This is a genomic window from Novosphingobium resinovorum, assembly GCF_001742225.1.
Taxonomy (GTDB): Bacteria; Pseudomonadota; Alphaproteobacteria; order Sphingomonadales; family Sphingomonadaceae; genus Novosphingobium; species Novosphingobium resinovorum_A.
The window spans coordinates 1656778-1681067 of sequence record NZ_CP017075.1 but is presented as its reverse complement, the minus strand read 5'-3'; the positions used below and the strand labels follow the sequence as shown (position 1 = coordinate 1681067).

The 24290-nt window shown below is 65.2% G+C and carries 20 protein-coding genes and 1 pseudogene; 13 read left to right on the top strand and 8 right to left on the bottom strand.

From position 1 onward, the window contains the following. Positions 1-1014, top strand: a complete 1014-nt coding sequence (locus tag BES08_RS07795; RefSeq protein ID WP_069708016.1) for a 2-oxoacid:ferredoxin oxidoreductase subunit beta — start codon at positions 1-3, stop codon at positions 1012-1014. A gap of 58 nt (positions 1015-1072) precedes the next feature. Further along, positions 1073-2023, top strand: a complete 951-nt coding sequence (locus BES08_RS07790) for a metal-dependent hydrolase (protein WP_008829724.1) — start codon at positions 1073-1075, stop codon at positions 2021-2023. Here the strand turns inward: BES08_RS07790 and BES08_RS07785 are convergent. Further along, positions 1980-2669 carry a phosphatase PAP2 family protein gene (locus BES08_RS07785; RefSeq protein ID WP_231958200.1) on the bottom strand — a complete coding sequence of 230 codons (690 nt, stop codon included), beginning with the start codon at positions 2667-2669 and terminating at the stop codon, positions 1980-1982. The two genes, BES08_RS07790 and BES08_RS07785, sit on opposite strands and share 44 nt — an antisense overlap. A 66-nt stretch (positions 2670-2735) precedes the next feature. Between BES08_RS07785 and BES08_RS07780 the strand changes: the two genes are divergently transcribed. Beyond that, positions 2736-4103, top strand: coding sequence for a cryptochrome/photolyase family protein (locus tag BES08_RS07780; RefSeq protein WP_008829726.1), 1368 nt, complete (start codon positions 2736-2738; stop codon positions 4101-4103). Between the two features lie 254 nt (positions 4104-4357). Next, on the top strand, positions 4358-5665 hold the full coding sequence (locus BES08_RS07775) for an SAM-dependent methyltransferase (RefSeq protein WP_036523825.1): 1308 nt from the start codon (positions 4358-4360) through the stop codon (positions 5663-5665). Between the two features lie 158 nt (positions 5666-5823). Here BES08_RS07775 and BES08_RS07770 read toward each other — a convergent pair whose 3' ends face one another. The 3 genes from BES08_RS07770 to purF form a co-directional block, all read right to left on the bottom strand. Further along, complete coding sequence (locus BES08_RS07770) at positions 5824-6162, bottom strand: PilZ domain-containing protein (RefSeq protein WP_008829728.1); 339 nt, start codon at positions 6160-6162, stop codon at positions 5824-5826. Positions 6163-6239: 77 nt separating this feature from the next. Next, positions 6240-6950: an SDR family NAD(P)-dependent oxidoreductase gene (locus tag BES08_RS07765; RefSeq protein ID WP_069708015.1), complete on the bottom strand. Its 711-nt coding sequence runs from the start codon at positions 6948-6950 to the stop codon at positions 6240-6242. Beyond that, positions 6947-8392, bottom strand: coding sequence for an amidophosphoribosyltransferase (purF, locus tag BES08_RS07760; RefSeq protein WP_008829730.1), 1446 nt, complete (start codon positions 8390-8392; stop codon positions 6947-6949). The genes BES08_RS07765 and purF overlap by 4 nt, the downstream gene beginning before the upstream one ends. Before the next feature lie 682 nt (positions 8393-9074). Here purF and BES08_RS07755 point away from each other — a divergent pair. The 5 genes and pseudogenes from BES08_RS07755 (at position 9075) to BES08_RS07740 (ending at position 13451) form a co-directional block, all read left to right on the top strand. Beyond that, positions 9075-10316, top strand: a complete 1242-nt coding sequence (locus BES08_RS07755; protein WP_069708014.1) for a lipoprotein-releasing ABC transporter permease subunit — start codon at positions 9075-9077, stop codon at positions 10314-10316. Continuing rightward, complete coding sequence (locus tag BES08_RS07750) at positions 10309-10992, top strand: ABC transporter ATP-binding protein (RefSeq protein ID WP_008829732.1); 684 nt, start codon at positions 10309-10311, stop codon at positions 10990-10992. Before BES08_RS07755 ends, BES08_RS07750 begins: the two co-directional genes overlap by 8 nt. A gap of 155 nt (positions 10993-11147) precedes the next feature. Beyond that, complete coding sequence (locus tag BES08_RS07745; protein ID WP_008829733.1) at positions 11148-11426, top strand: hypothetical protein; 279 nt, start codon at positions 11148-11150, stop codon at positions 11424-11426. Between the two features lie 9 nt (positions 11427-11435). Then, positions 11436-11924, top strand: a pseudogene (locus BES08_RS31735) (glutathione peroxidase); the annotation flags it as partial. A 135-nt stretch (positions 11925-12059) separates the two neighbouring features. Continuing rightward, positions 12060-13451, top strand: coding sequence for a carboxylesterase/lipase family protein (locus tag BES08_RS07740; protein WP_069709189.1), 1392 nt, complete (start codon positions 12060-12062; stop codon positions 13449-13451). Here BES08_RS07740 and BES08_RS07735 read toward each other — a convergent pair. Next, the gene (locus BES08_RS07735) at positions 13448-14659 is read right to left on the bottom strand and encodes a GGDEF domain-containing protein (RefSeq protein WP_069708013.1); all 1212 of its coding nucleotides are present in this window, start codon (positions 14657-14659) and stop codon (positions 13448-13450) included. The two genes, BES08_RS07740 and BES08_RS07735, sit on opposite strands and share 4 nt — an antisense overlap. Positions 14660-14992: 333 nt before the next feature. Here BES08_RS07735 and dnaE point away from each other — a divergent pair, with 333 nt between their 5' ends. After that, positions 14993-18595 (top strand): DNA polymerase III subunit alpha, encoded by a 3603-nt coding sequence (gene dnaE / locus BES08_RS07730; RefSeq protein WP_069708012.1) that lies wholly within the window; start codon positions 14993-14995, stop codon positions 18593-18595. 40 nt (positions 18596-18635) lie between these two features. Here dnaE and BES08_RS07725 read toward each other — a convergent pair whose 3' ends face one another. Together BES08_RS07725 and BES08_RS07720 are read right to left on the bottom strand one after the other, a co-directional pair. Continuing rightward, a complete protein-coding gene (locus BES08_RS07725; RefSeq protein ID WP_069709188.1) occupies positions 18636-18905 on the bottom strand; it encodes a hypothetical protein in 270 nt (89 codons plus the stop codon). 93 nt (positions 18906-18998) lie between these two features. Next, positions 18999-20069, bottom strand: a complete 1071-nt coding sequence (locus tag BES08_RS07720; RefSeq protein WP_069708011.1) for a PA0069 family radical SAM protein — start codon at positions 20067-20069, stop codon at positions 18999-19001. A 98-nt stretch (positions 20070-20167) separates the two neighbouring features. On the opposite strand from BES08_RS07720, the gene BES08_RS07715 reads away from it, so the two are divergent. Both BES08_RS07715 and BES08_RS07710 read left to right on the top strand, forming a co-directional pair. Continuing rightward, a complete protein-coding gene (locus BES08_RS07715) occupies positions 20168-20749 on the top strand; it encodes a TetR/AcrR family transcriptional regulator (RefSeq protein ID WP_008829740.1) in 582 nt (193 codons plus the stop codon). Between the two features lie 154 nt (positions 20750-20903). Continuing rightward, complete coding sequence (locus BES08_RS07710) at positions 20904-21752, top strand: TauD/TfdA dioxygenase family protein (RefSeq protein WP_069709187.1); 849 nt, start codon at positions 20904-20906, stop codon at positions 21750-21752. Between the two features lie 204 nt (positions 21753-21956). Here the strand turns inward: BES08_RS07710 and BES08_RS07705 are convergent, their stop codons facing one another. Beyond that, positions 21957-23180 carry an NADP-dependent isocitrate dehydrogenase gene (locus tag BES08_RS07705; RefSeq protein WP_008829742.1) on the bottom strand — a complete coding sequence of 408 codons (1224 nt, stop codon included), beginning with the start codon at positions 23178-23180 and terminating at the stop codon, positions 21957-21959. A gap of 156 nt (positions 23181-23336) precedes the next feature. Between BES08_RS07705 and BES08_RS07700 the strand changes: the two genes are divergently transcribed. Beyond that, on the top strand, positions 23337-24098 hold the full coding sequence (locus tag BES08_RS07700; RefSeq protein ID WP_069708010.1) for a crotonase/enoyl-CoA hydratase family protein: 762 nt from the start codon (positions 23337-23339) through the stop codon (positions 24096-24098). Positions 24099-24290: the final 192 nt, after the last annotated feature.

The window sequence follows — 24290 nt, the reverse complement described above, 5'->3', positions numbered from 1 at the left end:
ATGAACGACATGACCCCGATCCAGACCACGCTGAAGGACTGGGAAACCGACCAGGAAGTACGCTGGTGCCCCGGCTGCGGCGACTATGCGATTCTCAAGGCGGTGCAGCGCACCCTGCCGATGGTCGGTGCGGACCCGAAGAACACCGTGTTCGTATCGGGCATCGGCTGCTCCAGCCGCTTCCCGTATTACGTCGAGAGCTATGGCTTCCACACCATCCACGGCCGCGCCCCGGCCGTCGCGACGGGGATCAAGCTGGCCAATCCCGAACTCGACGTGTGGATCGTCACCGGTGACGGGGACGGCATGTCGATCGGCGGCAATCACACGATGCACGTCCTGCGCCGCAACCTCGACTGCCAGATCCTGCTGTTCAACAACGAGATCTACGGGCTGACCAAGGGGCAGTACTCGCCGACGAGCCGGGTGGGAACGCCGTCGCCGACCTCGCCGATCGGCTCGGTGGATCGTCCGGCGAGCCCCTGCGCCTTCGCGCTGGGGGCCGGCGCAAGGTTCGTGGCGCGCGGCTACGACGTGTCCAGGGACCTGCCGGACGTTCTCAAGGCCGCCTATGCGCACAAGGGCGCGGCGTTCCTTGAAATCTTCCAGAACTGCATCGTCTATAACAAGGATCGCTTCGACGACTTCACGGCCAAGGCCGTCGCATCGGATATGCAGATCATCTGCCAGGACGGCGAACCGCTTTTGTTCGCAAAGAAAACCAAAGGGTTGTCACTCGATCTTGAGACCCTTTCGCTAAAAGTCGTCGATGTGGGCGATGGCGACTGGCGGGCGGCGGGGGTCGCGGTTCACAATGTGCGCAACCGGGGCCTCGCGCATATGCTGGTGGAGATGCCTTTCGGTCCGTTCCCGATGGCGCTGGGGGTGATCTACGACGATCCCGCACCGACGTTCGAAAGCGCCGTCGTCGCCGAGCGGGCGAGCCTTACAGCGGGCAAGAGCGCGGACCTCGGCAAGCTGCTGGGCAAGGGGCAGACCTGGACGGTGGAGTGAGGCTTGTAATGTCGCATCGCAAACCCGATAAGGTTCGCGATGCAATTACCTGCCATTCATGGATAATCTGACGCACAGCCTGGTCGGCTGGACGCTCGCCGAAACCGGGCTCAAGCACCGGACACGCAAGGGGCTGGCGGCCTGCGTACTCGCGGCGAACATGCCGGATATCGACGTATTCTTCGGCAGGGCTTCCTGGGCACCGCTGGCGATGCACCGGGGTTTCACGCATGGGCTGGTCGGCGGGGTGCTGCTGATGCCGCCGCTGCTGGCGGGACTGCTCTGGCTGCTCGACCGCTGGCAGGCGTCTCGCGGTACCACCTTCCGCAGCGGATTGCCGATGCGGTTCGGATGGCTGCTGGCGCTGTGCTATCTCGGCGCGCTGACCCATCCGCTGCTCGACCTGCAGAACACTTATGCGGTGCAGCTGCTTTCCCCGGCCAGCGGGCGCTGGTTCCACACCGACGGGCTGTTCATCGTCTCGCCCTGGTTGCTGGCAATGATGGGCGCGGGGCTTTGGCTGGCGCGCCGTTGGAAGTCGCCGAAGCCCGCCGTCGGGGCGCTGGCGGGCGTGATCGGCTTCATTGCGCTCAACATCGGGATTTCCGCCATGGCATGGTGTGCGCCGCGGCAGAAGGACTCGGCCTTCAATCCCGACCGGATATTCGCCTCGCCCGAGCCTGTGCTGTTCTGGCGGCGCGACATGATCTGGCGGCAGGAGGGGCGCATCTCCTACGGCCGTTACGATCCGCTCCGTGATCCGGTGGGGCTGGTGTCCGCCGAGCCGTCGATAGCCGACAACATGGCCGACCCGCTGGCGCGCAAGGCCGCCTTCGCCACGCCGGAGGTCGTCAAGTTCCTCGCGTGGTCCCAGCTGCCGATGGCGCGGATCGAGCGGCAGGGGTGCAGCGCCGTGGTGACTTTCGGCGACGCGCGGTTCACGGGGCCGCGTCTCAGCCGCAACTTCAATGTTTCGGCGAGGGTTCCGGTGGACTGTCCAAGTCGCTGATCGCTTCGGCAGCAAGCTGCGCGGGGCGCTGGAACAGGGCGCAGGCGAGGAAAGCCCAGCCGGCACCGCCCAGCCATCCGGCGATCGCGTCGCTCGGCCAGTGGACGCCGAGCCAGACGCGGCTCCAGGCGATTGCAAGGGTGCCGACGATCGCTGCGCCGACCAGCGTGCGGTGCACCGACGAACGGTTGCTCATCGCCGCAAAGGCCAGTGCCATAGCGATATAGACGACCGCCGCGTTGAAGCTGTGCCCGCTCGGAAAGCTGTTGCCGCCCGCTTCGGTGAGGTGGGGGACGATCTCGGGGCGCGCCCGCCCGACCAGCGCCTTGAGGCCGCTGTTGACCAGCCATCCGCTCATCACGGTCAGCGCGAAGAGGGCAGCGTCGCGCCGCTGGCGCAGGAACAGCAGCGCTGCGACCGCGCCTATGGCAAATAGGTTGCGCAAGAACACGCCGCCGAGTGCCGTCACGTCGCGCACGGCTTCGAGCAGTCCCTTCGGGCCGAGCGGTTGCATAGTGTCGCCACGCCAGAACAGCAGGCCCGCCCGATCAAGGGCATCGGCATTGCCGCCGTGAACCGCGATCGCAATCGCGGCGACGCCCAGCCAGCACAAGGCGGCGGCAGGGATCAGGACTCTTCGGTTCATGGGCCGGTGCATCGAATGTGTCATCGCGCTAGGGAACGCCGGTTATCGAAGGACGTTGCCCCGCTCATGAGTTCTCCTGTCATCGTCTGGCTGCGGCGCGACCTGCGCCTTTCCGATCAACCTGCCATCGCCGAGGCCGCGCGCAAGGGGCCGGTGATACCTGTCTACATCCTCGACGACGAGACGCCCAGGCATCGCGCCATGGGCGGCGCCTCGCGCTGGTGGCTGCACCATTCGCTCGAGAGTCTTGGCGCGGCCTTGCAGGAGAAGGGCTCGCGGTTGATCCTGCGGCGGGGCCGGAGCGACGAGGTGCTGGCAAAGCTCGCCGAGGAAACCGGCGCGCAGGAGGTCCACGCGCTGCATCACTACGAACCGTGGTGGCGCAATGCCGAAAAGGCGGTGGGCAAGGTGCTGACGCTTTGCCTGCACCACGGCAACTACCTCGCCCCGCCGGGCTCGGTGACGACCGGCTCGGGCGGGCTCTACAAGATCTACACGCCGTTCTGGCGCGCCCTGCGCGAGCGGATGCCGCCGCATGATCCGCAGCGGCGGCCGCAGACGATTGCTGTGCCGTCGAAGTGGCCGGAGTCGGATACGCTGCCCGACTGGAAACTACTCCCCACCACGCCCGACTGGGCGGGCGGCATGCGCGCGATGTGGGAACCGGGAGAGAAGGGCGCGCGCAAGCGGCTGCACGCCTTCGTCGAGGAAGCCTCTGCCTATGAGGGGCAGCGTAACCTGCCGGGTGTGGAGGGCACCTCCATGCTCTCGCCGCACCTGCACTTCGGGGAGATCTCGCCCGCGCAGGTCTGGCATGCGGTGGCGGACGCGGGAGGATCGGTCGCGACGTTCCTCGGCGAGATCGGCTGGCGTGACTATGCGCAGAACGTGATCTTGCAGTATCCCGACTACGGCGGCCGCTACGCGCGCGATCCCTTCGGCGCGTTCCCCTGGCGCACCAGCACGCGCGATCTGGAGGCGTGGCAGCAGGGGCGCACCGGCTATCCCATCGTCGATGCCGGGATGCGGCAGTTGTGGCACACCGGCTGGATGCACAACCGCGTGCGGATGATCGCGGCGAGTTTCCTCGTGAAGCATCTCCTCATCGACTGGCGCGCGGGCGAGCAGTGGTTCTGGGACACGCTGGTCGATGCGGACTACGGCAGCAATGCGGTGAACTGGCAGTGGACCGCCGGATCAGGGGTGGACGCCAACATGTTCGTGCGGATCATGGCCCCGCTCACGCAGTCGGAGAAGTTCGACGCGGCAGGCTATATCCGCGAATGGGTGCCGGAGCTGGCGGACCTGTCCGACGCGGATATCCACGATCCGCCCTCGGGCAAGCGGCCGAAGGGCTACCCGGACCGGTTGATCGAGCATCGCGACGCGCGTGAGCGGGCGCTGTCGGCGTGGCAGCAGGCGAAGGGTAGCTGAAGCGATGTCGTCCCGGACTCGATCCGGGACCGGTGGCTGTCTTTAGGCGCGCGCCTCGTCTCTGGGGCTTCGACAAGCTCAGCCTGAGCGGAATTTAAAAATCTGCTTGGAATACCGCTCAGGCTGAGCTTGTCCAAGCCCCCTAGGCGCAAACCGTCACCGGTTCCGAATCAAGTCCGGGACGACGTTCTTGGGCAATCGGCTTCGCATCTTGAGCAATTGCCCAGGCGCAAAATCGAGTCCATCATCGCGCCATGAACGCACAGGCGCCGGGCAGAGGTGGGGAACTTGTGGGGGGAGGACGCGCGATCGGCGTCGGCTCCCAGTTGCTGGCGCGGCTGTGGTCGGGCGGGGTGCACCGGATTCTCGACCGCATTGATCGCGGGCTGGAGCGCGGTTCGATCATGGCGACGCTGCCCGGCGGTCAGACCCGGCTGCTCGGCGGTCGTCAATCCGGTTTCGACGCCGTGGTGGAGATCACCAGCTGGCGCGCGCTGCTGCGGCTGGCGACGGCGGGCTCGGTCGGCTGGTATCAGGCCTGGGACCTTGGCGAGTGGGACAGCCCGGACCCGGTGCCGCTCTTCGCGCTGTTCATGGACAATGCCATGGCGCTGGGAGACACCGGCCGTGCGCATGGCCCGTGGCGGCTGCTCACCCGCGCGCTCCATGCGCTTCATCGCAACACGCGCAAGGGCTCGCTGAAGAACATCCACGCGCACTACGACCTCGGCAACGACTTCTATGGGCAGTGGCTGGGCGAAACGATGCTCTATTCCAGTGCGCTCTATTCCGAAGTCGTGTCGGGGCCGAACCCTTATGCCCAGTTCGTGACAGAGCTGGACGTCGCGCAGTCGGCCAAGGCGGGCGCCATCGTCGAGCGGCTGGAGCTGGAACCGGGCGACCGGGTGCTGGAGATCGGCTGCGGCTGGGGTACGCTGGCGGCCTTCGTCGCCAGCCATGCCGAGGTGCATGTCGATGCGATCAGCCTCTCTGACCAGCAGCTTGCCTATGCGCGCGAGCGCTGGACGTTCGAGCGAAGCGACGGGCGCGGCAGCGTCGATTTCCGCAAGCAGGACTATCGCGACGTTATCGGCCAGTACGATGCGATCATGTCGGTGGAGATGGTCGAGGCTGTCGGGCAGGCTTATTGGCCGGAGTTCCTCGACTGCATCGCGCGCAATCTGAAGCCGGGCGGGCTGGCGGCGCTGCAACTGATCTCGATGCCTGATGCGATCTTCGAAGGTTATGCCCGCAGCGCCGACTTCATCCAGACCTTCATCTTTCCCGGCGGCATGCTGATACGCGAGAGCGAGTTCCGCGCGTTGGCCGAGGAGAGGGGGCTGGTCTGGGAAGATCGCGTCGGTTTCGGGGCGGACTATGCGCGCACCTTGCGCGAATGGCGGGCGAACTTCGATCTCGCGGTGGAGGAAGGGCGTTTGCCCTCGGGTTTCGACGAGCGATTCGTGCGGCTCTGGCGGTTTTATCTGATGTACTGCGAGGGAGGATTCCTCGGCGGAGGGATCGATGTGGCGCAAGTGACGCTGGTAAAGGCGATGGGTTGAGGGGCGACCGTCGAGATCAAAAGCCCGTCATCCCAGCGAAGGCTGGGACCGTTATGACCATGATGTGTGCCATCGGGACGGCGCTGCTGATTTCAGCAGAGCCTCGCCGAAATCTCCAAATATGCCGAGAGCGATCCCAGCCTTCGCTGGGATGACGGTTAGCGCCGATCGCGGTTCCAGCGCGTCATGACCGCATCCAGTTCGTGCGGCTCCAACAACTGCTCGAAAGCGCAGCCGACAAGCCCGTTGTCCCACCATACCACTTTTGCTGGAAGCGCCTCTTCCCTGCCGGGCAGCGTCAGCCAGCACATCGTACGCGGCGCGATGTGGCTCATCGCCGTCGCCGAGAAGCCCGAGAGCGACAAGTCGCGCACCGCCGTCTGGAAACTTTTGGACCCGGAGGGGCGCAGCGTGGCAGGGATCGAAATGCGGTTGCGATGCGCGCTGCGATCTTCCTGCGCGGCGGCGGCGTAGCGTTCCTGCTGGGTGTGATCCATGGGCGACCTCGCGCAAATTACGACGTGTCTACAACGCCAATTTGCCCGATGTGTCCCAGTTTGGGGTTACGATCCGGTTATTGCGGCTGGTTAACGGTTTCCCGGTGGCCCGTCGCGAAACTCTCTCCGAGCAGCGTCGTGAGGCGGTCCGCCACGACTTCGGGCGGCTTGACCGAGGCTGGTGCCTCGCCCGGATAGGCCCGCGCGCGCATGGCGGTGCGGGTGGCGCCGGGGTTGACGATGGCGACGCGAATGTTCGAGGTCTTGGCGGTTTCCTGCGCGTAGCAGTCCAGCAGCACTTCGAACGCGGCCTTGGTGGCGCCGTAGGCACCCCAGTAGGCGCGCGGTGCCTGCGCGACGGTGGTGGTCAGGCCGACCACGCGCGCGTTCGGGCTCTTCTTCAGCAGCGGATCGAAGTTCGCGATCAGCGCCTGCGTCGAGAGGACGTTGGTGGTCAGCGCCTTGTTGAAGGCGCGCTGGTCGATGTCGGCGACGCTGGTGAGTTCGGGCAGAATCGCCGCATTGATTACCAGCACGTCGAGCCGGCCCCAGCGGTCCTGCACGGCACTGGCAAGGCGGGCGATGCCGTCGGGCTCGACCAGATCGACCGGCGCGATCGTGGCCGATCCGCCCGCCTCGTAGATGCGCTCCTCGACGCGTTCGAGCGCCTTGGTATCGCGCCCGGTCAGGACGACATGCGCGCCCTCAGCGGCCAGCGCGACGGCAGTGGCTTCGCCGATACCCCGGCTGGCGCCGGTGACGAGTGCGACCTGATCCTTAAAGGTCACGCTGCATCGAGTTCCGGGAAGCGGTCCGAGAAGTCGGTCAGCTTGGTCGGGTATTCGCCCGAGAAGCAGGCGTCGCAGAACTGCGGGCAGCTCTTCTTGCGCTCCGATTCGCCGACGGCGCGGTAGAGGCCGTCGATCGAGACGAAGGCCAGGCTGTCGGCCTTGATGAAATCGGCCATCGCCTCGGTGTCCATCGTCGCGGCGAGCAGCTTGGAGCGCTCGGGCGTATCGACGCCGTAGAAGCATGAGTGCTCGGTCGGCGGGCTGGCGATGCGCATGTGCACTTCGGCGGCACCCGCATCGCGCATCATCTCGACGATCTTCTTCGAGGTCGTGCCGCGCACGATCGAATCGTCGATGAGGATGATGCGCTTGCCTTCGACGACGGCGCGGTTGGCGTTGTGTTTGCGCTTCACGTCGGCATGGCGGGCGGCGTCACCGGGCTGGATGAAGGTGCGGCCCACGTAGTGCGAGCGGATGATGCCCAGCTCGAACGGGATGCCCGATTCCTGCGCATAGCCGATCGCGGCAGGGACGCCGCTGTCGGGCACCGGGATCACCACGTCGGCGTCGGCGAAGGATTCCTTGGCCAGTTCGACCCCGATCTGCTTGCGCACCTGGTAGACCGAAAGGCCGTCCATGACCGAGTCGGGGCGCGAGAAATAGACGTGCTCGAAGATGCACGGGCGCGGCGAGGGATTGCCGAAGGGGCGATGGCTGGAGATCGTGCCCTTGTGATCGACCTGCACCATCTCGCCCGGCTCGATCGTGCGCACGAAGTCGGCGCCGACGATGTCGAGCGCGACGGTTTCGGAGGCGAAGACGATGGCGTCGCCGATGCGGCCCATCACCAGCGGGCGGATGCCCAGCGGATCGCGGCAGGCGATCATGCCCTCGGTGGTCATGCAGATCAGCGAGTAGGCGCCTTCCACCATGCGCAGGGCATCGACGAAGCGATCGACGAGCGTGGGATAGCGGCTGGTGGCGACCAGGTGGATGATGACTTCGGTGTCCGAGGTCGACTGGAAGATCGAGCCCTTGGAAACCAGATCGCGCTTGAGCGTCATCGCGTTGGAGATATTGCCGTTGTGGGCGATCGAGAAGCCGCCGTCGGCAAGGTCGGCAAACAGCGGCTGGACGTTGCGAAGCCCCGAGCCGCCGGTGGTGGCGTAGCGCACGTGACCCGAGGCCATCGAGCCGGGCAGGGTGTCCACTTCCTTCTGGCGGAACACTTGCGCCACGTGGCCGATGCCGCGGTGCGAGTGGAACTCCGCGCCGGAGAAGCTGGTGATGCCCACCGCCTCCTGCCCGCGATGCTGGAGCGAATGGAGTCCGGCTGCAGTGATGGCCGCAGCTTCCTTTGCCCCGATAACGCCGAAAATACCGCACTCTTCGCGCAGTTTGTCCCCGTCGACATCAAGGAAGGGGTGAGTCATGTTCATGGTATTTTTCCAGCCCGACTGGCGCGTCCAAACGCGACGCGCATTTGGCTGCGATCGCGTCGAAAAGCAAGGGGGAAGGGACGGGCCGTTGAGGGCGGTGGTTCCTGCGCCCGTTTGGTGACGGGAAGATGACGGGTTTGGGTGGGAAGTTGCTGCTTCAGAAACAGACCGTCATCCCAGCGAAGGCTGGGACCGTTGTGACCATGATGAGCCCTATCGGCAGGGCAGTGCGAACTTTATCCCGGCCTCGCCGAGAAGCAGCATGATGACGAGAGCGGTCCCAGCCTTCGCTGGGATGACGATGATGTTTGGACGACGACTTTGAGGCGCTTCCAGACAGTCCACTTTCCTACAGTACCCGCAATCCCATACCATGTGTTCATGGCCAGCCCGTTCACTCCCGGCAGCACAAGTTTACACCACAAGGTGACACCTCCACCCCACAAGGTGACACATCGCATTCGTAAGGTCACACCGGTCACCACGCGCCACGCTCAAAACCCACGCAAATCCGCTCTTCACCGGCGATCAAGGATCATCGGTTCACCCATCAGACAGTGTAAACCCTGCAGACCTCCCGCATTCGCACGACCCCCTCGGGAACCATCCGCGCCCCCGCAGCTTGCCAGCACCGCCCGCGCATCCTAATGCCTCTTCACCTTTTCAAGACGGACCTCCTCGCTTGATCCTATCCCCCTTCGAATGGACGATCGCCAAGCGCTACATGCTGCCCGGAAAGGGCGAGCGCTTCATCGCCCTCGTCGCCGGCATCAGCCTCGTCGCGGTCATGCTCGGCGTTGCCGCGCTGGTCATCGTCATGAGCGTGATGAACGGTTTCCGCGCCGAGCTGTTCGACAAGATCGTCAACCTCAACGGCCATGCCATCATCCAGGCTTACGGCGGCCGCCTCGACAACTGGCAGAGCGTCCTTGAGGACGTGCGGGGGACGCCCGGCGTCACCCGCGCCTCGCCGCTGATCGAGCAGCCGCTGCTGGCCAGCTTCAACGGCCGGGTCGAGGCGATCCTGGTACGCGGCAACACCGGTGAGGACATCAACCGCCTCGCCGACAAGGTGAAGGCGGGCAATCTCCCCGAACTCAGGACCGGGTCCGACAACGTCGCGATCGGCAAGCAACTGGCGCAGAACCTCGGCGCGCAAGTGGGCGACGTGATCACCATCATCAACCCGGCGGGCCGCTCGACGCCCTTCGGCACGGTGCCGCGCCAGATCGCCTACCGCATAGCCGCGATCTTCGAGATCGGCGTCTACGACTACGACAACGCCTTCGTGGTCATGCCGATGAAGGACGCGCAGACGCTGCTGCTGACCGGCGACCAGATCGGCATGATCGAGGTCACCACCAACAACCCCGACCGGGTGGGCGAGATCCTCGCGCCGCTGACGCGCCAGCTCTCGGGCCGCGCCGTGGTCACCGACTGGCGGACCATCAACGCCTCCTTGTTCGAGGCACTGGCGGTGGAGCGGGTGGCGATGTTCGTGATCCTCTCGATCATCGTGCTGGTGGCGGTGTTCAACATCCTCTCCTCGCTCATCATGCTGGTGCGCGCCAAGACCCGCGACATCGCGATCCTGCGCACGATGGGGGCGACGCGGCACTCGCTGCTCAAGGTCTTCGTCACCGCCGGCTTCTGCATCGGCGCGATGGGCACAGTGGCGGGCGTGATCATCGGCTTCATTTTCCTCTATTTCCGCCAGCCGATCGTGCATCTGGTGGAGATCCTGACGGGCCAGAACCTGTGGGACCCCTCGATCCGCTTCCTGACCGAGCTGCCCGCGCGCTCCGACCCGGTGGAGATCGCCACGATCTGCATCATGGCGCTGGTGTTCAGCTTCCTTGCCACGCTCTACCCCGCCTACAAGGCGGCGAGCACCGATCCCGTGCAGGTGCTGCGCTATGAATGATATCGTTGACCCTGTCGTCCGCCTGACCGACGTGACCCGCAGCTTCGAGCAGGGCGGGGTGAAGATCGACGTCCTGCGCGGCGTGAACCTCGAAGTCCGCCCCGGCGAGATCGTCGCGCTGCTCGGTCCCTCGGGGTCGGGCAAGTCGACGATGCTGCAGGCGATCGGCCTGCTCGAAGGCGGCTTCGGCGGCAAGATCGAGATCGCCGGGATCGACGCCAGCAAGCTGGGCAAGGACCAGCGCGCGGCGGTGCGTCGCGATCACATCGGTTTCGTCTATCAGTTCCACCATCTGCTGCCCGACTTCAACGCGATCGAGAACGTCGTGCTGCCCCAGCTGATCACCGGAAAGCCGCGTACCGAGTGCGATGCGCGAGCGACCGAACTGCTCACTGCGCTGGGCCTCGGCGCAAGGCTGGAGCATCGTCCGAGCAAGCTCTCGGGCGGCGAGCAGCAGCGCGTCGCCGTGGCCCGCGCGCTGGCCAACCGCCCGCACATGGTGCTGGCCGACGAACCCACCGGCAATCTCGACGAGGCGACGGCGGACAAGGTCTTCGCCCAGTTCCTCGCGCTGGTGCGCGGAGAGGGCAGCGCCGCGCTCGTCGCCACGCACAACGAGCGGCTGGCGGCGGCGATGGACCGGGTGGTGCGACTGCATGACGGGGTGCTGACCTGAGCGGCGCAAGCGCAGTTCTCTCATGCCCCTCCCGCTGACGGGAGGGGCAGGGGTGGGCAATCTCAGGTTCCTGATTCTTCGCCGGAACCGCCGTTGAACTCGCGGTTTTCCTTTCCCACATTGCTTAATCCAGGCGATAAGAAAGGAACCCGCCAATGAGCGACATCCCGTCCACTATCGCAGCCGGCAGCACTCCGCCTCGGAGCTTCGGCTGGGACGACACGGCCGAACTGCACAAGTGCGAGGACGGCGGCGGGCTGTTCCACAACTTCAAGACGATCCGCCGCGGCACCGTGGCGGAACTGGTCGCCTTCGTGATGGGACTGCCCGAGGCGAAGCAGGACGACTATGCGATCGAGAAGGACGGCGATCACACGATGCGCATCGGTGAGATCCGCCATTTGTCCCGCCGCGCCGACTTTCCGGCTTCCTGAGCGCCATTGGTGAGTAAAGACCCCCGAACCATCGCGGATTTCACCGCGACCCTTCCCAACGGCGAGACGACCAGTCTTGCCGATCGGCTGGGCAGGGTGGTGCTGGTGGTCAACACCGCCAGCAAGTGCGGCTTCACTCCGCAGTACAAGGGGCTGGAGGAACTCTGGCGCAAGTACCGCGAACAGGGGTTCGAGATCATCGCCTTCCCCTGCAACCAGTTCGGCGGGCAGGAACCCGGCGATGCCGCCGAGATCGCGGCGTTCTGCGAGGTGAACTTCGGCCTCTCGTTTCCGCTGATGGGCAAGGTCGAGGTCAACGGGCCGGACACTGTGCCGCTCTACGACTGGCTCAAGGCCGAGGCGCCTGGGCTGCTCGGCTCCAAATCGATCAAGTGGAACTTCACCAAGTTCCTCATCGACCGCGAAGGCAAGGTCGTGCGCCGTTTCGCCCCGACCGACAAGCCCGCTGCGCTCGACAAGGAGATATCTAAGTTGCTGTCGTCGTCCGGACTTGATCCGGGACCGGTGGCGGTCTTTAGTCTGGAGCGTGCGCCGAACGCCCTGTCGAAAGGTGGGTTGTTCACGGCCAGCGGTCCCGGATCAGGTCCGGGACGACGACGTCAGGAGACCTTCTTGAAAGCCCCCACTTTTCTATCGGCCATCATTCTTGCTGCCACCGCCTGTTCACCGGTAGCCATCGCCGACCCGGTTGCCGTGACGCGCAGCGGAGAAGTCCGGGGTGAGGCGAACAAGGGCGTGGTCAGTTGGAAGGGCATTCCCTTCGCCGCGCCGCCGGTGGGTGACCTGCGCTGGCGCGCGCCGCAGCCGGTCGCGGCATGGGCCGGTGTGCGTCCGGCGACTGCCTACGGCCACGACTGCATGCAGAAGCCGTTTCCCAGCGACGCCGCACCGCTCGGCACGCCGCCCGCCGAGGATTGCCTCTACCTCAACGTCTGGAAGCCGGAGGGCGCGAAGGCGAAGCTGCCGGTGGTGTTCTGGATCTACGGCGGCGGCTTCCTGAACGGTGGTGCTTCTCCGCCGACCTATTCAGGCGCGGAACTGGCGCGCAAGGGCGTGATGGTGGTGAGTTTCAACTACCGCGTTGGCCGTTTCGGCACTTTCGCTCACCCGCAACTGACCAAGGCCGATGCCGACGGCGGGCTACTGGGCAACTACGGCACGCTCGATCAGGTCGCCGCGCTCAAGTGGGTGCATCAGAACATCGCGGCTTTCGGCGGCGATCCCGCGAACGTCACGATTATCGGCGAGAGCGCGGGCGGCATGTCGGTGCACATGCTGATGACTTCGCCGCTGACGCAAGGTCTGTTCGCCCGGGCGGTCGTCATGTCCGGCGGAGACGGCACTGCACTCGGAGCGGGCGGTCTGGCCGAGGCGGAGAAGACCGGCACGGCTTTCGCCGCCACCAAGGGCATCGCGGCCGACGATCCGCAGGCGCTGGCAAAATTGCGCGCGCTCCCGGCGGAGCAGGTGGTCGATGGTCTGAATCTCGAGGCCCTGTTCGCAGCGAAACGCCCGGCGTTCTCCTCGCCTTTCGTCTATGGTCGCATCGCGGTCGATGTGGCGAAGGCCTATACCGAAGGTAAATTCACGAAGGTGCCGGTGATGATCGGGGCGACCAGCGCCGACATGGGCGGCCCGGACGGTTTCATGATCAAGGGTGCCCGCGACGTGGCGCGAACGCTGTCGCAGGCAGGCGCCCCGGTCTACGCCTATCGGTTTTCCTACGTGGCATCCTCGGTGGGCAAGCCAGGGGCAGGACACGCCAGCGACATTCCTTTCTTCTTCGATACACAGACGATCAAGTATGGCGATGTCACGACGGCTCGCGACGATGCGATGGGCGGCACGATCAGTGATGCGCTCGTCGCCTTTGCCACCAGCGGCGATCCCAGTGGCGGCAAGCGGCCGGTCTGGCCGCGCTACGATCCGGCCAGTGACATCATCATGGACTTCGCCGCCGACGGCGAAGCGCGCGTCGGCCACGATCCGTTGACGGCGCGCTAAGCCGAAGCGCGGCGCTCGGCGGCAACTGCCCGCAAGTCGATCGGAGGCGGGGCCGCGCGCTGGCCAGGCGTTGCCAATACCGTGCGATTGCGCCCGAGGTGCTTGGCCAGGTAAAGCGCTTCGTCAGCCGCGGTGAAGCGCGCAGAGTGATCGTCGCCGGGTTCCATCATCGCCACGCCAACGCTGATCGTGCAGCGCCGCGATTCGCTTCCGCTGACATGGCTGCGTGCCTCGAAGGCGATGCGCACGGCTTCGGCGCGGGTCATGACCGCCTCGGGCGTGCGCGCCTGGATGATGGCCGCGAACTCCTCGCCGCCCACGCGAAAAACGTTTCCGGCACCCAGCGTCTCGCGCGCCACCATCGCCGCGCCGACGATCACGATGTCGCCAAAGCCGTGGCCGAGTTCGTCGTTGATCGCCTTGAAACGGTCGATGTCGAGCAGCGCAACGGCGACGCAGTCTTCGCCGCGCGGCGACCGGGCCAGCGCCTCGATGCGATCGTCGAGGGCGCGGCGATTGCCGATCCCGGTCAGTGGGTCGATGGAGGCCAGGCGATAGTGCTGTGCTGCCAGTTGCTCACGCCCCAGCGCGGTCAGGAACACGCCAAGCAGCAGGCCCTGCAATACGATCAGGAAGTTGAACAGCGCGATCGACCAGACCTGCGTTTCCTTCGGTCCGAACGGCGCGGGCAGCGAGAGCGAGAAGGGCGTGCGCAGCAGTTCGAACACGCAGAACACCGCGAAGATCCAGTACAGCGTCGTCGCCGATTGCAACTGCGGCTGGCGCATCCGCATGAATTCGCGCGCGGCCAGACCGTCGAACAGCGCGAAGAGCAGGACGCGCGGCATCATGCGCAGCTCTGCCATGGCATCGTCCGCACCGATGGTCGCCGAGAAAAGCAGCACCGCCACGCAGGGCAGCAGCATCAGCAGCGGCCGGGGCTTGCGTCCCGCCGTCACCCGCGCCGCCAGCCAGGCGGAGCCGTAAACCAGCGTCAACGCGAACCAGCCCAGCCTCAGGCCAAGCGGGCCGGGCAATATTTCCGGATAAGTCAGAAGGACACCGGCCGGCACTGCGATCCCGAACGGTGCGAACTGCCAGCGCCGCTGCACCGGGCGACCGTCCTTGAACCACGACAGCAGGATGGCAATGCACATGATTGCGCCGAGTGCCGTGCTGCACGCGGCGATCGTGGTGATATCAGGCATCGGCGGCGTCAGCGATGCCTTCGAAGCGGATGCGACAGATGAGTCATCGGCAGGTCCGTTCCGAAGGTCGAATCACGTCCGGCCTCTCCGGACGTCCACATATGCACCTAACGCAATGTCGTTAACGCTTCGTGTTGGCGCGGCGCAAGAGGCTGGCGTTGCAAATCGTTGCTCGAACGGGACTTTCACGGGAGAATGGCTGCTCGCTCGAACGTTTCGGGCCGTGGGATGAAGGCCGCTTCATCGTCCAGGGTTAACCATGTCCCGATGTATCCCCTGCCTTGTCACGCGATGGCCTTGATCGGGCCGGGGGGCAGTGCATAGATTTGCCGGATGCCGCATGCTCCCTTCGTACCGCTCCGCATCTTCTCCAGCTTCACCATGCTGGACGGCGCGATCGACCCGAAGGCGATCGCCAAGCTGGCCAAGGAGCGCAAGTTCCCCGCCGCGGGGCTATGCGACCGTAACGGGCTCTATGCCGCGCCGATCTTCGCAGGGGCGGCGAAGGGCGCGGGTGTGCAGCCGATCGTCGGCACTTTCCTCGCGGTTGCCCGTCCGGGTGCCGCCAAGCAGGGACAGGAGCGCGCGATCGACTGGCTTGCCCTGTTCGCGCAGAACGAGGCGGGCTGGCTAAACTTGTGCGATCACGTCAGCCGCGCCCACCTTGGGCGCCCGCTGGAACTGGACCCGCACGTCGAGCTGGAATCGCTGCGCGGCCATACCGACGGACTGATCTGCCTGACCGGCGGCAATGAGGGCGCGCTGGCGCGCCTTTTCGCGGCGGGCCGTCACGAACAGGCGGAGAGCTACTGCGACACGCTGCAGTCCCTGTTCGGCGACCGCCTCTATGTCGAGATCACCCGCACCGGCGAGCCCGAGGAGGACGAGAGCGAGGAAGACCTGATCGCGCTCGCCTACAACCGCGACATCCCGCTTGTCGGCACCAATCCGGCGCAGTTCTCCGACCGCAGCTTCCACGCCGCGCACGACGCGTTGCTGTGCATCGCCAACTCGACGCAAGTGGACGCCGCCGATCGCCCGCGCTCCTCGTCCGAGCGCTGGGTGAAGCCCGCCGCCGAGATGGCGGAGCTGTTCGCCGATCTGCCCGAGGCGCTGGCGAACACCCTCGTCGTCGCGCAGCGCTGCGCCTACGTGCCGCCGCGCCGCAAGCCGCTATTGCCCAGCCTTGCCGGTGACCGCGAAGGCGAGGCGCGCATGCTCGCCGACGATTCGCGCCGTGGCCTTGCCGCCCGTCTGGCGCCCTACTGGCCCGAGGTGACCGAGCAGGAACTGGACGAGGCAATGGCCCTCACCGGTGACGAACGCCGCGCCGCCTATGAAATCCTGCGTGAGAAGGGCGTCACCGAGGACTTCCTGGAATATGCCGAGCGCCTCGATTTCGAGGTCAATATCATCGTCGGCATGGGCTTCCCCGGCTACTTCCTGATCGTCGCCGACTTCATCAAGTGGGCGGGCGACAACGGTATTCCGGTGGGGCCGGGGCGCGGTTCGGGCGCGGGCTCGCTGGTCGCCTGGGCGCTGACCATCACCGGCCTCGACCCGCTGAAGCTGGGCCTGCTGTTCGAACGCTTCCTCAACCCGGAACGCGTCTCGATGCCCGACTTCGACATCGACTTCTGCGAAACGCGGCGCGGCGAAGTGATCCGCTACGTCCAGAAGAAGTACGGGCATGACCACGTCGCGCAGATCATTACCTTCGGTAAGATGAAGGCCCGCGCGGTGCTGCGCGACTGCGGCCGTATCCTGCAGATGGGGTATGGCCGCGTCGATTCGCTGTGCAAGATGGTCCCGAACCACCCGACCGATCCCTGGACGCTGACCGAGACGATCCAGGGCCGCAAGGCGCACGGCGTGACCAAGGATCCGCCGGTCGCGGAGTTCAAGCGCGAGTACGACAACGACCGCGAAGTGCGCCGTCTGGTCGATCTGGCGGTGCAGCTGGAAGGCCTGCCGCGCAACTCCTCGACTCACGCGGCGGGCGTCGTGATCGGCGACCGTCCGCTGGCGCAGCTGGTGCCGCTTTACCGTGATCCGCGCTCCGACATGCCGGTGACCCAGTTCGACATGAAATATGTCGAGGACACCGGCCTGGTGAAGTTCGACTTCCTTGGCCTCAAGACGCTGTCGGTGCTGCGCAAGGCCTGCGACCTGCTCGAGAGGCGCGGGATCACCATCAATCTCTCGACCCTCGCGTGGGACGATCCGGGCGTCTACGAACTGCTCAAGCGCGGCGACACCGTGGGCGTGTTCCAGCTGGAATCGGAAGGCATGCGCCGCACACTGGCAGCAGTGAAGCCGACCAACTTCGGCGACATCATCGCGCTCGTCTCGCTTTATCGTCCGGGTCCGATGGACAACATCCCGCTGTTCGGCCAGCGCAAGAACGGCCTCGCGCCGATCGAGTATCCGCACGACAAGCTGGCGGGCATCCTCGGCGAAACGTATGGCATCTTCGTCTATCAGGAGCAGGTCATGCAGGCCGCGCAGATCCTGGCAGGCTACTCGCTGGGTGACGCCGACCTTCTGCGCCGCGCGATGGGCAAGAAGGTCCAGGCTGAGATGGACAAGCAGCGCCAGCGCTTCGTTGACGGCTGCAAGGAAGTCTCGGGGATCGAGGCGGCCAAGGCCAACGAACTGTTCGACTTGATCGACAAGTTCGCCGGCTACGGCTTCAACAAGTCGCACGCCGCCGCCTACGCGCTGCTGGCATACCACACCGCCTGGTTCAAGGCGCATTACCCGCACGAATTCTATGCCGCCGCGATGTGCTTCGACATGCACCAATCGGAAAAGCTGGCGATCTTCGTCGATGACGCACGCCGTAACGGCATCGAACTCGCCGCGCCTGACATCAACAAGTCCGAAGCCGAGTTCATCGTCGAGGAAACGGCGGAAAGCCATGCCGTGCGCTATGCGTTGGCGGGCATCCGCAACGTCGGTGAAAAGGCGATGGACGCCATCGTCGCCGAGCGTGAGGCGAATGGACCTTTCGTCGATCTCGACGATGTGTTCCGCCGGGCACCTGCAGGTTCGATGAACCGTCGTCAGCTTGAAAGCCTTGCCGCTGCGGGGGCTTTCGATGCGCTGGAGCCCAATCGTGCTAAGGTTCTCGCCAACGCCGATACCTTGCTGGCCGAAGCGGATCGTTCCTCGCGCGAGCGCAATTCGACACAGGGTGGCCTCTTTGGCGGCGAGGATCACGTCGAGCAGGGGCTACGCCTCGTCGAAGCGGACAAGTGGGACCGTGCCGACCAGATGGCCAAGGAGCGCGAGACCTTCGGTTTCTACTTCGCCGCGCATCCGGTGGAAGCGTATCGCGCGGTAGCATCGGCAAACGGTGCTCGGACCTACTCTAGTCTCATGGCAGGCGGAGGCGGCGGTGGCCGCACCGGCGCGGTGATGGCGGCGATGGTCGAGAACGTCCAGAAGCGAAAGACCCGCAAGGGCAAGGACTTCGTGATGGCCGATTTCTCGGATTCGTCAGGCAATTTCTCGGCCTCGTGCTTCGAGGAGAGCCTGGTCGAGAATTTCGTGAAGTGGGCCAAGGAAGGCGCCTGCATCCTGCTCAACGTCGAACTGGACTCGCCGAGCCCGGACGAACCCCCGCGCATCACCGTGCGGGGTGGCAAGCCGCTGAACGAAGTGAAGGCCGATGCGCGCATGGTCCTCAAGCTCGACATCGATCGGGTCGAGGCGGTGCAGGAACTGGCTCTGCTGATGCGTCCCGGGGAGCGCGGTGCGGGTGAAGTGATCGCGACGCTGCACCTCGGCGACGGGCGGACGCAAAAAGTCCGGCTTGGCCGCGACTTCGCGCTCGACGGTGAATTTGCCGAGCACCTTCAGAGCGTGGAAGGGATCACCAACGTTTCGCTGACCGCCAAGCGCGGGCCGGAGCGGGTGGCGATGGCGGCGTGACATGGCGGCAGCCCCCGGCGCGGGGCTGCCTTCGCCGAGGTCACTTGTCGGTCTTGACCGCATCCTGAGCGGCATCGCCGACCTTGGTGGCGGCATTGCCCACATCGTTGGCGGCTTCTGCGATCGCGTTGTCCTTGGCGGTCTCGCTGTTCTGGCTGAACAGGTAGATGCCGCCGATGATGGCGACGAGCAGCACGAGGGCCATGACGATGCCGGTGCCGCCGCCCGTGGTCCGGGTTTCGCGGATGATGGTGGTGTGACCCGGTGCCGCAGTCGTCGGCTGTTCGGTGGTGACGGTTTCTTCTGCCATTATGAACTCCTGTCCCTTGAGGCTTTCTGGCAGGAGCAACGCGCGGTTTTCAGCGAAGTTGCCTGAAACGCGGGCCAAGGGCGGATCGGCCTGTCAAAGCAGCGAGAGTTGCCCGTCCAGCGAGGGGCGGCGAAACTGCGTGCAGTCGAGCGCGACGTGCGGGGTGTTCATACCCAGCCGGGAGGCCGCGACGCGGAACCGGCGACGAAACAGGTCGGCCCAGACGCCTTGCGGCTTCATGCGGGTTACGAAATTCGGATCATTGTCCCGCCCGCCCCGGATCGAGCGGATTGTCGCCATAACCTTGCCCGCACGCTCCGGGAAATGCGCCTCGAGCCATTCACGGAACAGCGGCGCGACTTCGTGCGGCAGGCGGATCACGATCCATGAGGCCGAGCGAATGCCCCGCGCGGCGGCGTCCTCGAGAATGCTTTCCATGAAGCTGTCGGTGATCGAGGGAATGACCGGCGCGATCGAGACATGGGCCGGAACCCCGGCTTCGGCCAGTCGCCCCAGCGCGGCCATGCGCTTGGCAGGAGAGGCGGCGCGGGGTTCCAGTTTCTGCGACAGCACCGGGTCGAGGCTGGTCACCGATATACCGACATGGATGAGATTGCGCGTGGCCAGTTTCTCAAGAAGGTCGAGGTCGCGCAGCACGCGGTCGGACTTGGTGGTGATCGTCACCGGATGGCCCACGTCTAGGCAGAGTTCCAGAACCTCGCGCGTGATGCGATAGCGCGTCTCGATCGGCTGGTATGGGTCGGTATTGGTGCCCATTGCGATCGGTGCGGGATTGTAGCCAGGCTTTGCCAGCGTCTCACGCAGCAGCTTCGCGGCTATGGGTTTGGCGAACAGCTTCGTTTCGAAATCGAGGCCGGGCGACAAGTCATGGAAAGCGTGTGTGGGGCGGGCGAAGCAGTAGATACAGCCATGTTCGCAGCCCCGGTAGGCGTTCACCGACCGGTCGAACGGAACGTCGGGCGACTTGTTGAACGAGAGGATCGAGCGCGGGTGTTCTTCCGTCACCGTCGTGGCGGGATTGCGGGACGGGCCATCCACCGTCTCCATCGCATCGAGCCAGTCGCCGTCCGCTTCGCGCGCAGACAGGTTGAAGCGCGTGCTTGCTGCGCCGCTGACCGCTCCTCTGCCCTTGATCGTTTCCATGCAAGACATGTGAACAAAATAAGAACAAAAGTCAATCTGCCCCTGACAGGTTGATCTTGCTGCGCTGCACCCTTAGGCGGGCACGAAAGGGGAATTTCATGGCAGGCGCAGCGCGCAGGGTCGGAGCCGAAACGTCAGCGACACGGGCGCTTATCGTCGAGGCTACCAATCAGTTGATCCGCGACGAAGGCTACGCCTCCGTCAGCACGCGGCGCGTGGCTGCGCGGGCGGGGCTCAAGCCCTCGCTGGTGCATTACTATTTCCCGACCACAGACGATCTGCTGGTCGAAGTTTCGCGCCAGGGCGCCGCGCAGAGCGACCGCATGATCGAGGAAGCGCTGGCCTCCGATGATCCGCTGCGGGCGCTGTGGGGTTTCTTCATCGACACCAGCCGAGTGGCAATGGCGCTGGAATTCATGGCGCTCGCAAACCACCGTCCGGCCGTGCGCGAATACATGGCGCAGCACAGTGAGGAGATGCGCGCCCGGCAGGTCGAGATTCTCAAGCACATGCTTGGTGACAGGCTGGACCGGCTCGACGGTTTCGATGCCGCCGGGTTCAGCGTGGTCCTTGCGGGCATCGGCCGCGCGGTGGTGATGGAGCAGGGGCTTGGCGTGAAGACCGGCCATGCCGAAGCGATCCGCATCGTCGAAGGCTGGCTGGACAAGCTGGCGGCCTGATACACCCGTCTGGATACGGGCCGAACACATAACGCGCGGGCGCTGATTCGCCTTGCGCTTGGCGCGGTGCGCGCAAGCCTGCTTGATTCTCCCGGATGCGGGACGAAGAACGTGATAACAGCGTTCTCATACGGCATCCTTGGGAGACATGACCATGACGGTCGCCACCACGACGACTCAGTTGAAGACTGAGCATATCAAGCCTCAGATCGGCAGCCGCATCCTCAACTCGAAGGAAGAACTGCTTTCCGGCGAACTCGCCGCGCAGCTTCGCGAGGAACTGGAAGCGCGCGGTATTCTGGTATTCCCGCAAGTGGGCTTCGACGACGCGGAGCAGATCGCCTTCACCAAGACGCTCGGCGAATATGCGCCCGAGGGTCCGGACGGTGGCCCGAGCAAGATCACGCTCGACGTGAAGGAAAATCCGGCCAGCGCCGAGTATCTCAAGGGCTCGCTCTACTGGCACATCGACGGCACCCGCAACGAAGTGCCGATCCTCGCCTCGCTGCTGTCGTGCAAGGTGCCGAGCCCGAAGGGCACGGGCAACACCGGGTTCTCGAATACTTATGCCGCCTACGACGCGCTGTCGGACGAGGACAAGGCGTACTACGACGACTTGCGCGTGCTCCATGGACCCTGGGCCTCGCTGTTCTACTACGAGCCGGAGCCGAGCCTCGCGAAGCTCAAGATCATGCAGGGCATCGGCGAGAAGGTGCTGCCGCTGGTGTGGAAGCACGCCTCGGGGCGCAAGTCGCTGGTGCTGGGCTGCACCTGCCATCACGTGCAGGGCGTCGACCACCTGGAGAGCGCGCGGATCATCCATGGCCTGCGCGAATGGGCGACGGGGCCGGAGTTCACCTATAGCCACGAATGGTCGGTGGGCGATCTCGTAATCTGGGACAACACCGGCACCATGCACCGCGCCGAAGCCTACGATCCGAACTGCGGGCGGATGATGCACCGCACCAAGCTGGAGGGCGAGGAGCCCTGGGCGGTGGAGTAGCGCTGAACGATTTCTCCCCGCGCGTGTCTCGGGGAGGGGGACCGCCGCCGTAGCAGGTGGTGGAGGGGGAGCGTTCGAACAATTCCCCCTCCGTCAGCCCTGACGGGCTGCCACCTCCCCGAGACAAGCTCGGGGAGGAACAAAAGAAAAAGCCCGCCCCCTCGTCTGAGGGGGCGGGCCTTTTTCATTCAACCGACCGAAGGATCAGGCCCAGGTGGCCATTTCGGTCTCGAGGTTCTCGACGATAGCCTCGAAGAACTGCTCGGTGGTCATCCAGCTCTGGTCCGGACCGATCAGCAGCGCGAGATCCTTGGTCATCTTGCCGCTCTCGACGGTTTCGATGCAGATGCGCTCGACGGTCTCGGCGAACTTCACGACGTCCGGCGTACCGTCGAACTTGCCGCGATAGGCAAGGCCGCGGGTCCAGGCGAAGATCGACGCGATCGGGTTCGTCGAGGTCGCCTTGCCCTGCTGGTGCTGGCGGTAGTGACGGGTCACGGTGCCGTGCGCGGCTTCGGCCTCGACGGTCTTGCCGTCGGGCGAGAGCAGAACCGAGGTCATCAGGCCCAGCGAGCCGAAGCCCTGCGCGACGGTGTCCGACTGGACGTCGCCGTCGTAGTTCTTGCAGGCCCAGACGAACTTGCCCGACCACTTGAGCGCCGAGGCGACCATGTCGTCGATCAGGCGGTGCTCGTAGATGATGCCGGCGGCGGCGAACTTCTCGGCGAAGCCTTCCTTGTCGAACACTTCCTGGAACAGATCCTTGAAGCGGCCGTCATAAGCCTTGAGGATCGTGTTCTTGGTCGACAGGTAGACCGGCCAGCCCAGGTTGAGGCCGTAGTTGAACGAGGCGCGCGCGAAGTCGCGGATCGATTCGTCGAGGTTGTACATCGCCATGGCGACGCCCGGAGCCGGGAAGTCGAACACGTCGAGGTCGATCTTGTCGCCGTTCTCGCCGTCCCACACCAGGCGCAGCTTGCCGGCGCCGGGGATCAGGGTGTCGGTGGCCTTGTACTGGTCGCCGAAAGCGTGACGGCCGACGACGATCGGGTCGGTCCAGCCCGGAACCAGGCGGGGCACGTTCGAGATCACGATGGGCTCGCGGAAGACGACGCCGCCGAGGATGTTGCGGATGGTGCCGTTGGGCGACTTCCACATCTTCTTGAGGCTGAATTCCTCGACGCGGGCTTCGTCGGGGGTGATGGTGGCGCACTTGACGGCGACGCCGAATTCCTTGGTCGCGTTGGCGGCGTCGATGGTGATCTGGTCACCGGTCTCGTCGCGCTTCTCGACCGAGAGGTCATAGTACTTGAGGTCGATGTCGAGGTAGGGGAGGATCAGACGCTCGCGGATCCACTGCCAGATGATGCGGGTCATTTCATCGCCGTCCATTTCGACGACGGGGTTCACAACCTTGATCTTTGCCATTCTAAAGGGACTCCCCTGGGGTGAGAATTGCGGCAGTCTCTAGGCACGGCTGCGCCCCATGGCAAGGCCGAGACTGGGGTGTGACAGCACCGACAGCGGCTTTGCAGGCCGGGTTCGTCCCCGTGCCTGTCACTAAGTGCAGGAGAGGAGGGCAGGATGAGCGAGGAAGTGTTGCTGGCCGAGTGCGATGGCGTGCTGGAGGTCACCATCAACCGGCCCGAGCAGCGCAATGCGATGACAAAGGTGGCGGCGGCGGGAATCGCGGCGGCGATGGACCGGCTCGAATCGGCGGATCACCTGCGCTGCGCGATCCTGACGGGCGCGGGTGGCAGCTTCTGCGCAGGCATGGACCTCAAGGGTTTCCTGAACGGCGAACTGCCGGTGGATGAGCGCGGCGGCTTCGGCGGCATCTGCACGTGGACCCCCGGCAAGCCGATCATCGCGGCGGTCGATGGGCCGGCGCTGGCAGGCGGCTTCGAACTGGCACTTGCATGCGATCTCATCGTCGCGAACAAAAATGCACGCTTCGGCATTCCCGAGGTCAAGCGTGGGCTGGTCGCGGCGGGAGGCGGTCTGGTGCAACTCCCGCGCCTGTTGCCCCGCGCCCTGGCGATGGAACTGGCACTGACCGGCGAGCCGATCGGAGCCGAGAGGGCGCTCGAACTGGGCCTCATCAACCGCGTCACCGACGGCCCGGCGGTCGAGGTCGCGCGTGAACTGGCGCGGGCGATCGCGGCGAACGGTCCGCTTGCGCTGGCGGCATCCAAGGGGATCGTGCGCGATTCATGGCTGTGGCCGATTGATCGGATCAACGAACACCAGACGCCTTATGTGGAGCATGTCTTCACGTCCGAGGACGCGAGGGAGGGCGCGCGTGCCTTCGCGGAGAAGCGCACACCGGTCTGGAAAGGCCGATAAGCGCGGTGCGCCGGTCTCATCGTCGGCGGCTGGGCAATTCTACTAGGGCCTTTGCCTAAGGGATACTCCGTTCCGGTCGCCTCGGATACGCAGAGGGCGGGTCGTGTGGAAGTATTTGCGGGAGAATATCGCAAATATTGAACAGGACCCGACAGTGATCGATGCACGCCGTTTCAATGCCATGATCCGCGA

Bases quoted from the DNA above. Each gene is read 5' to 3' on its own strand.
- BES08_RS07795 (WP_069708016.1), top strand. From the start codon at position 1: ATGAACGACATGACCCCGATCCAGACCACGCTGAAGGACTGGGAAACC.
- BES08_RS07790 (WP_008829724.1), top strand. From the start codon at position 1,073: ATGGATAATCTGACGCACAGCCTGGTCGGCTGGACGCTCGCCGAAACC.
- BES08_RS07785 (WP_231958200.1), bottom strand. From the start codon at position 2,669: ATGAACCGAAGAGTCCTGATCCCTGCCGCCGCCTTGTGCTGGCTGGGC.
- BES08_RS07780 (WP_008829726.1), top strand. From the start codon at position 2,736: ATGAGTTCTCCTGTCATCGTCTGGCTGCGGCGCGACCTGCGCCTTTCC.
- BES08_RS07775 (WP_036523825.1), top strand. From the start codon at position 4,358: ATGAACGCACAGGCGCCGGGCAGAGGTGGGGAACTTGTGGGGGGAGGA.
- BES08_RS07770 (WP_008829728.1), bottom strand. From the start codon at position 6,162: ATGGATCACACCCAGCAGGAACGCTACGCCGCCGCCGCGCAGGAAGAT.
- purF (WP_008829730.1), bottom strand. From the start codon at position 8,392: ATGAACATGACTCACCCCTTCCTTGATGTCGACGGGGACAAACTGCGC.
- BES08_RS07750 (WP_008829732.1), top strand. From the start codon at position 10,309: ATGAATGATATCGTTGACCCTGTCGTCCGCCTGACCGACGTGACCCGC.
- BES08_RS07745 (WP_008829733.1), top strand. From the start codon at position 11,148: ATGAGCGACATCCCGTCCACTATCGCAGCCGGCAGCACTCCGCCTCGG.
- BES08_RS07735 (WP_069708013.1), bottom strand. From the start codon at position 14,659: ATGCCTGATATCACCACGATCGCCGCGTGCAGCACGGCACTCGGCGCA.
- dnaE (WP_069708012.1), top strand. From the start codon at position 14,993: ATGCCGCATGCTCCCTTCGTACCGCTCCGCATCTTCTCCAGCTTCACC.
- BES08_RS07725 (WP_069709188.1), bottom strand. From the start codon at position 18,905: ATGGCAGAAGAAACCGTCACCACCGAACAGCCGACGACTGCGGCACCG.
- BES08_RS07720 (WP_069708011.1), bottom strand. From the start codon at position 20,069: ATGGAAACGATCAAGGGCAGAGGAGCGGTCAGCGGCGCAGCAAGCACG.
- BES08_RS07715 (WP_008829740.1), top strand. From the start codon at position 20,168: ATGGCAGGCGCAGCGCGCAGGGTCGGAGCCGAAACGTCAGCGACACGG.
- BES08_RS07710 (WP_069709187.1), top strand. From the start codon at position 20,904: ATGACGGTCGCCACCACGACGACTCAGTTGAAGACTGAGCATATCAAG.
- BES08_RS07705 (WP_008829742.1), bottom strand. From the start codon at position 23,180: ATGGCAAAGATCAAGGTTGTGAACCCCGTCGTCGAAATGGACGGCGAT.
- BES08_RS07700 (WP_069708010.1), top strand. From the start codon at position 23,337: ATGAGCGAGGAAGTGTTGCTGGCCGAGTGCGATGGCGTGCTGGAGGTC.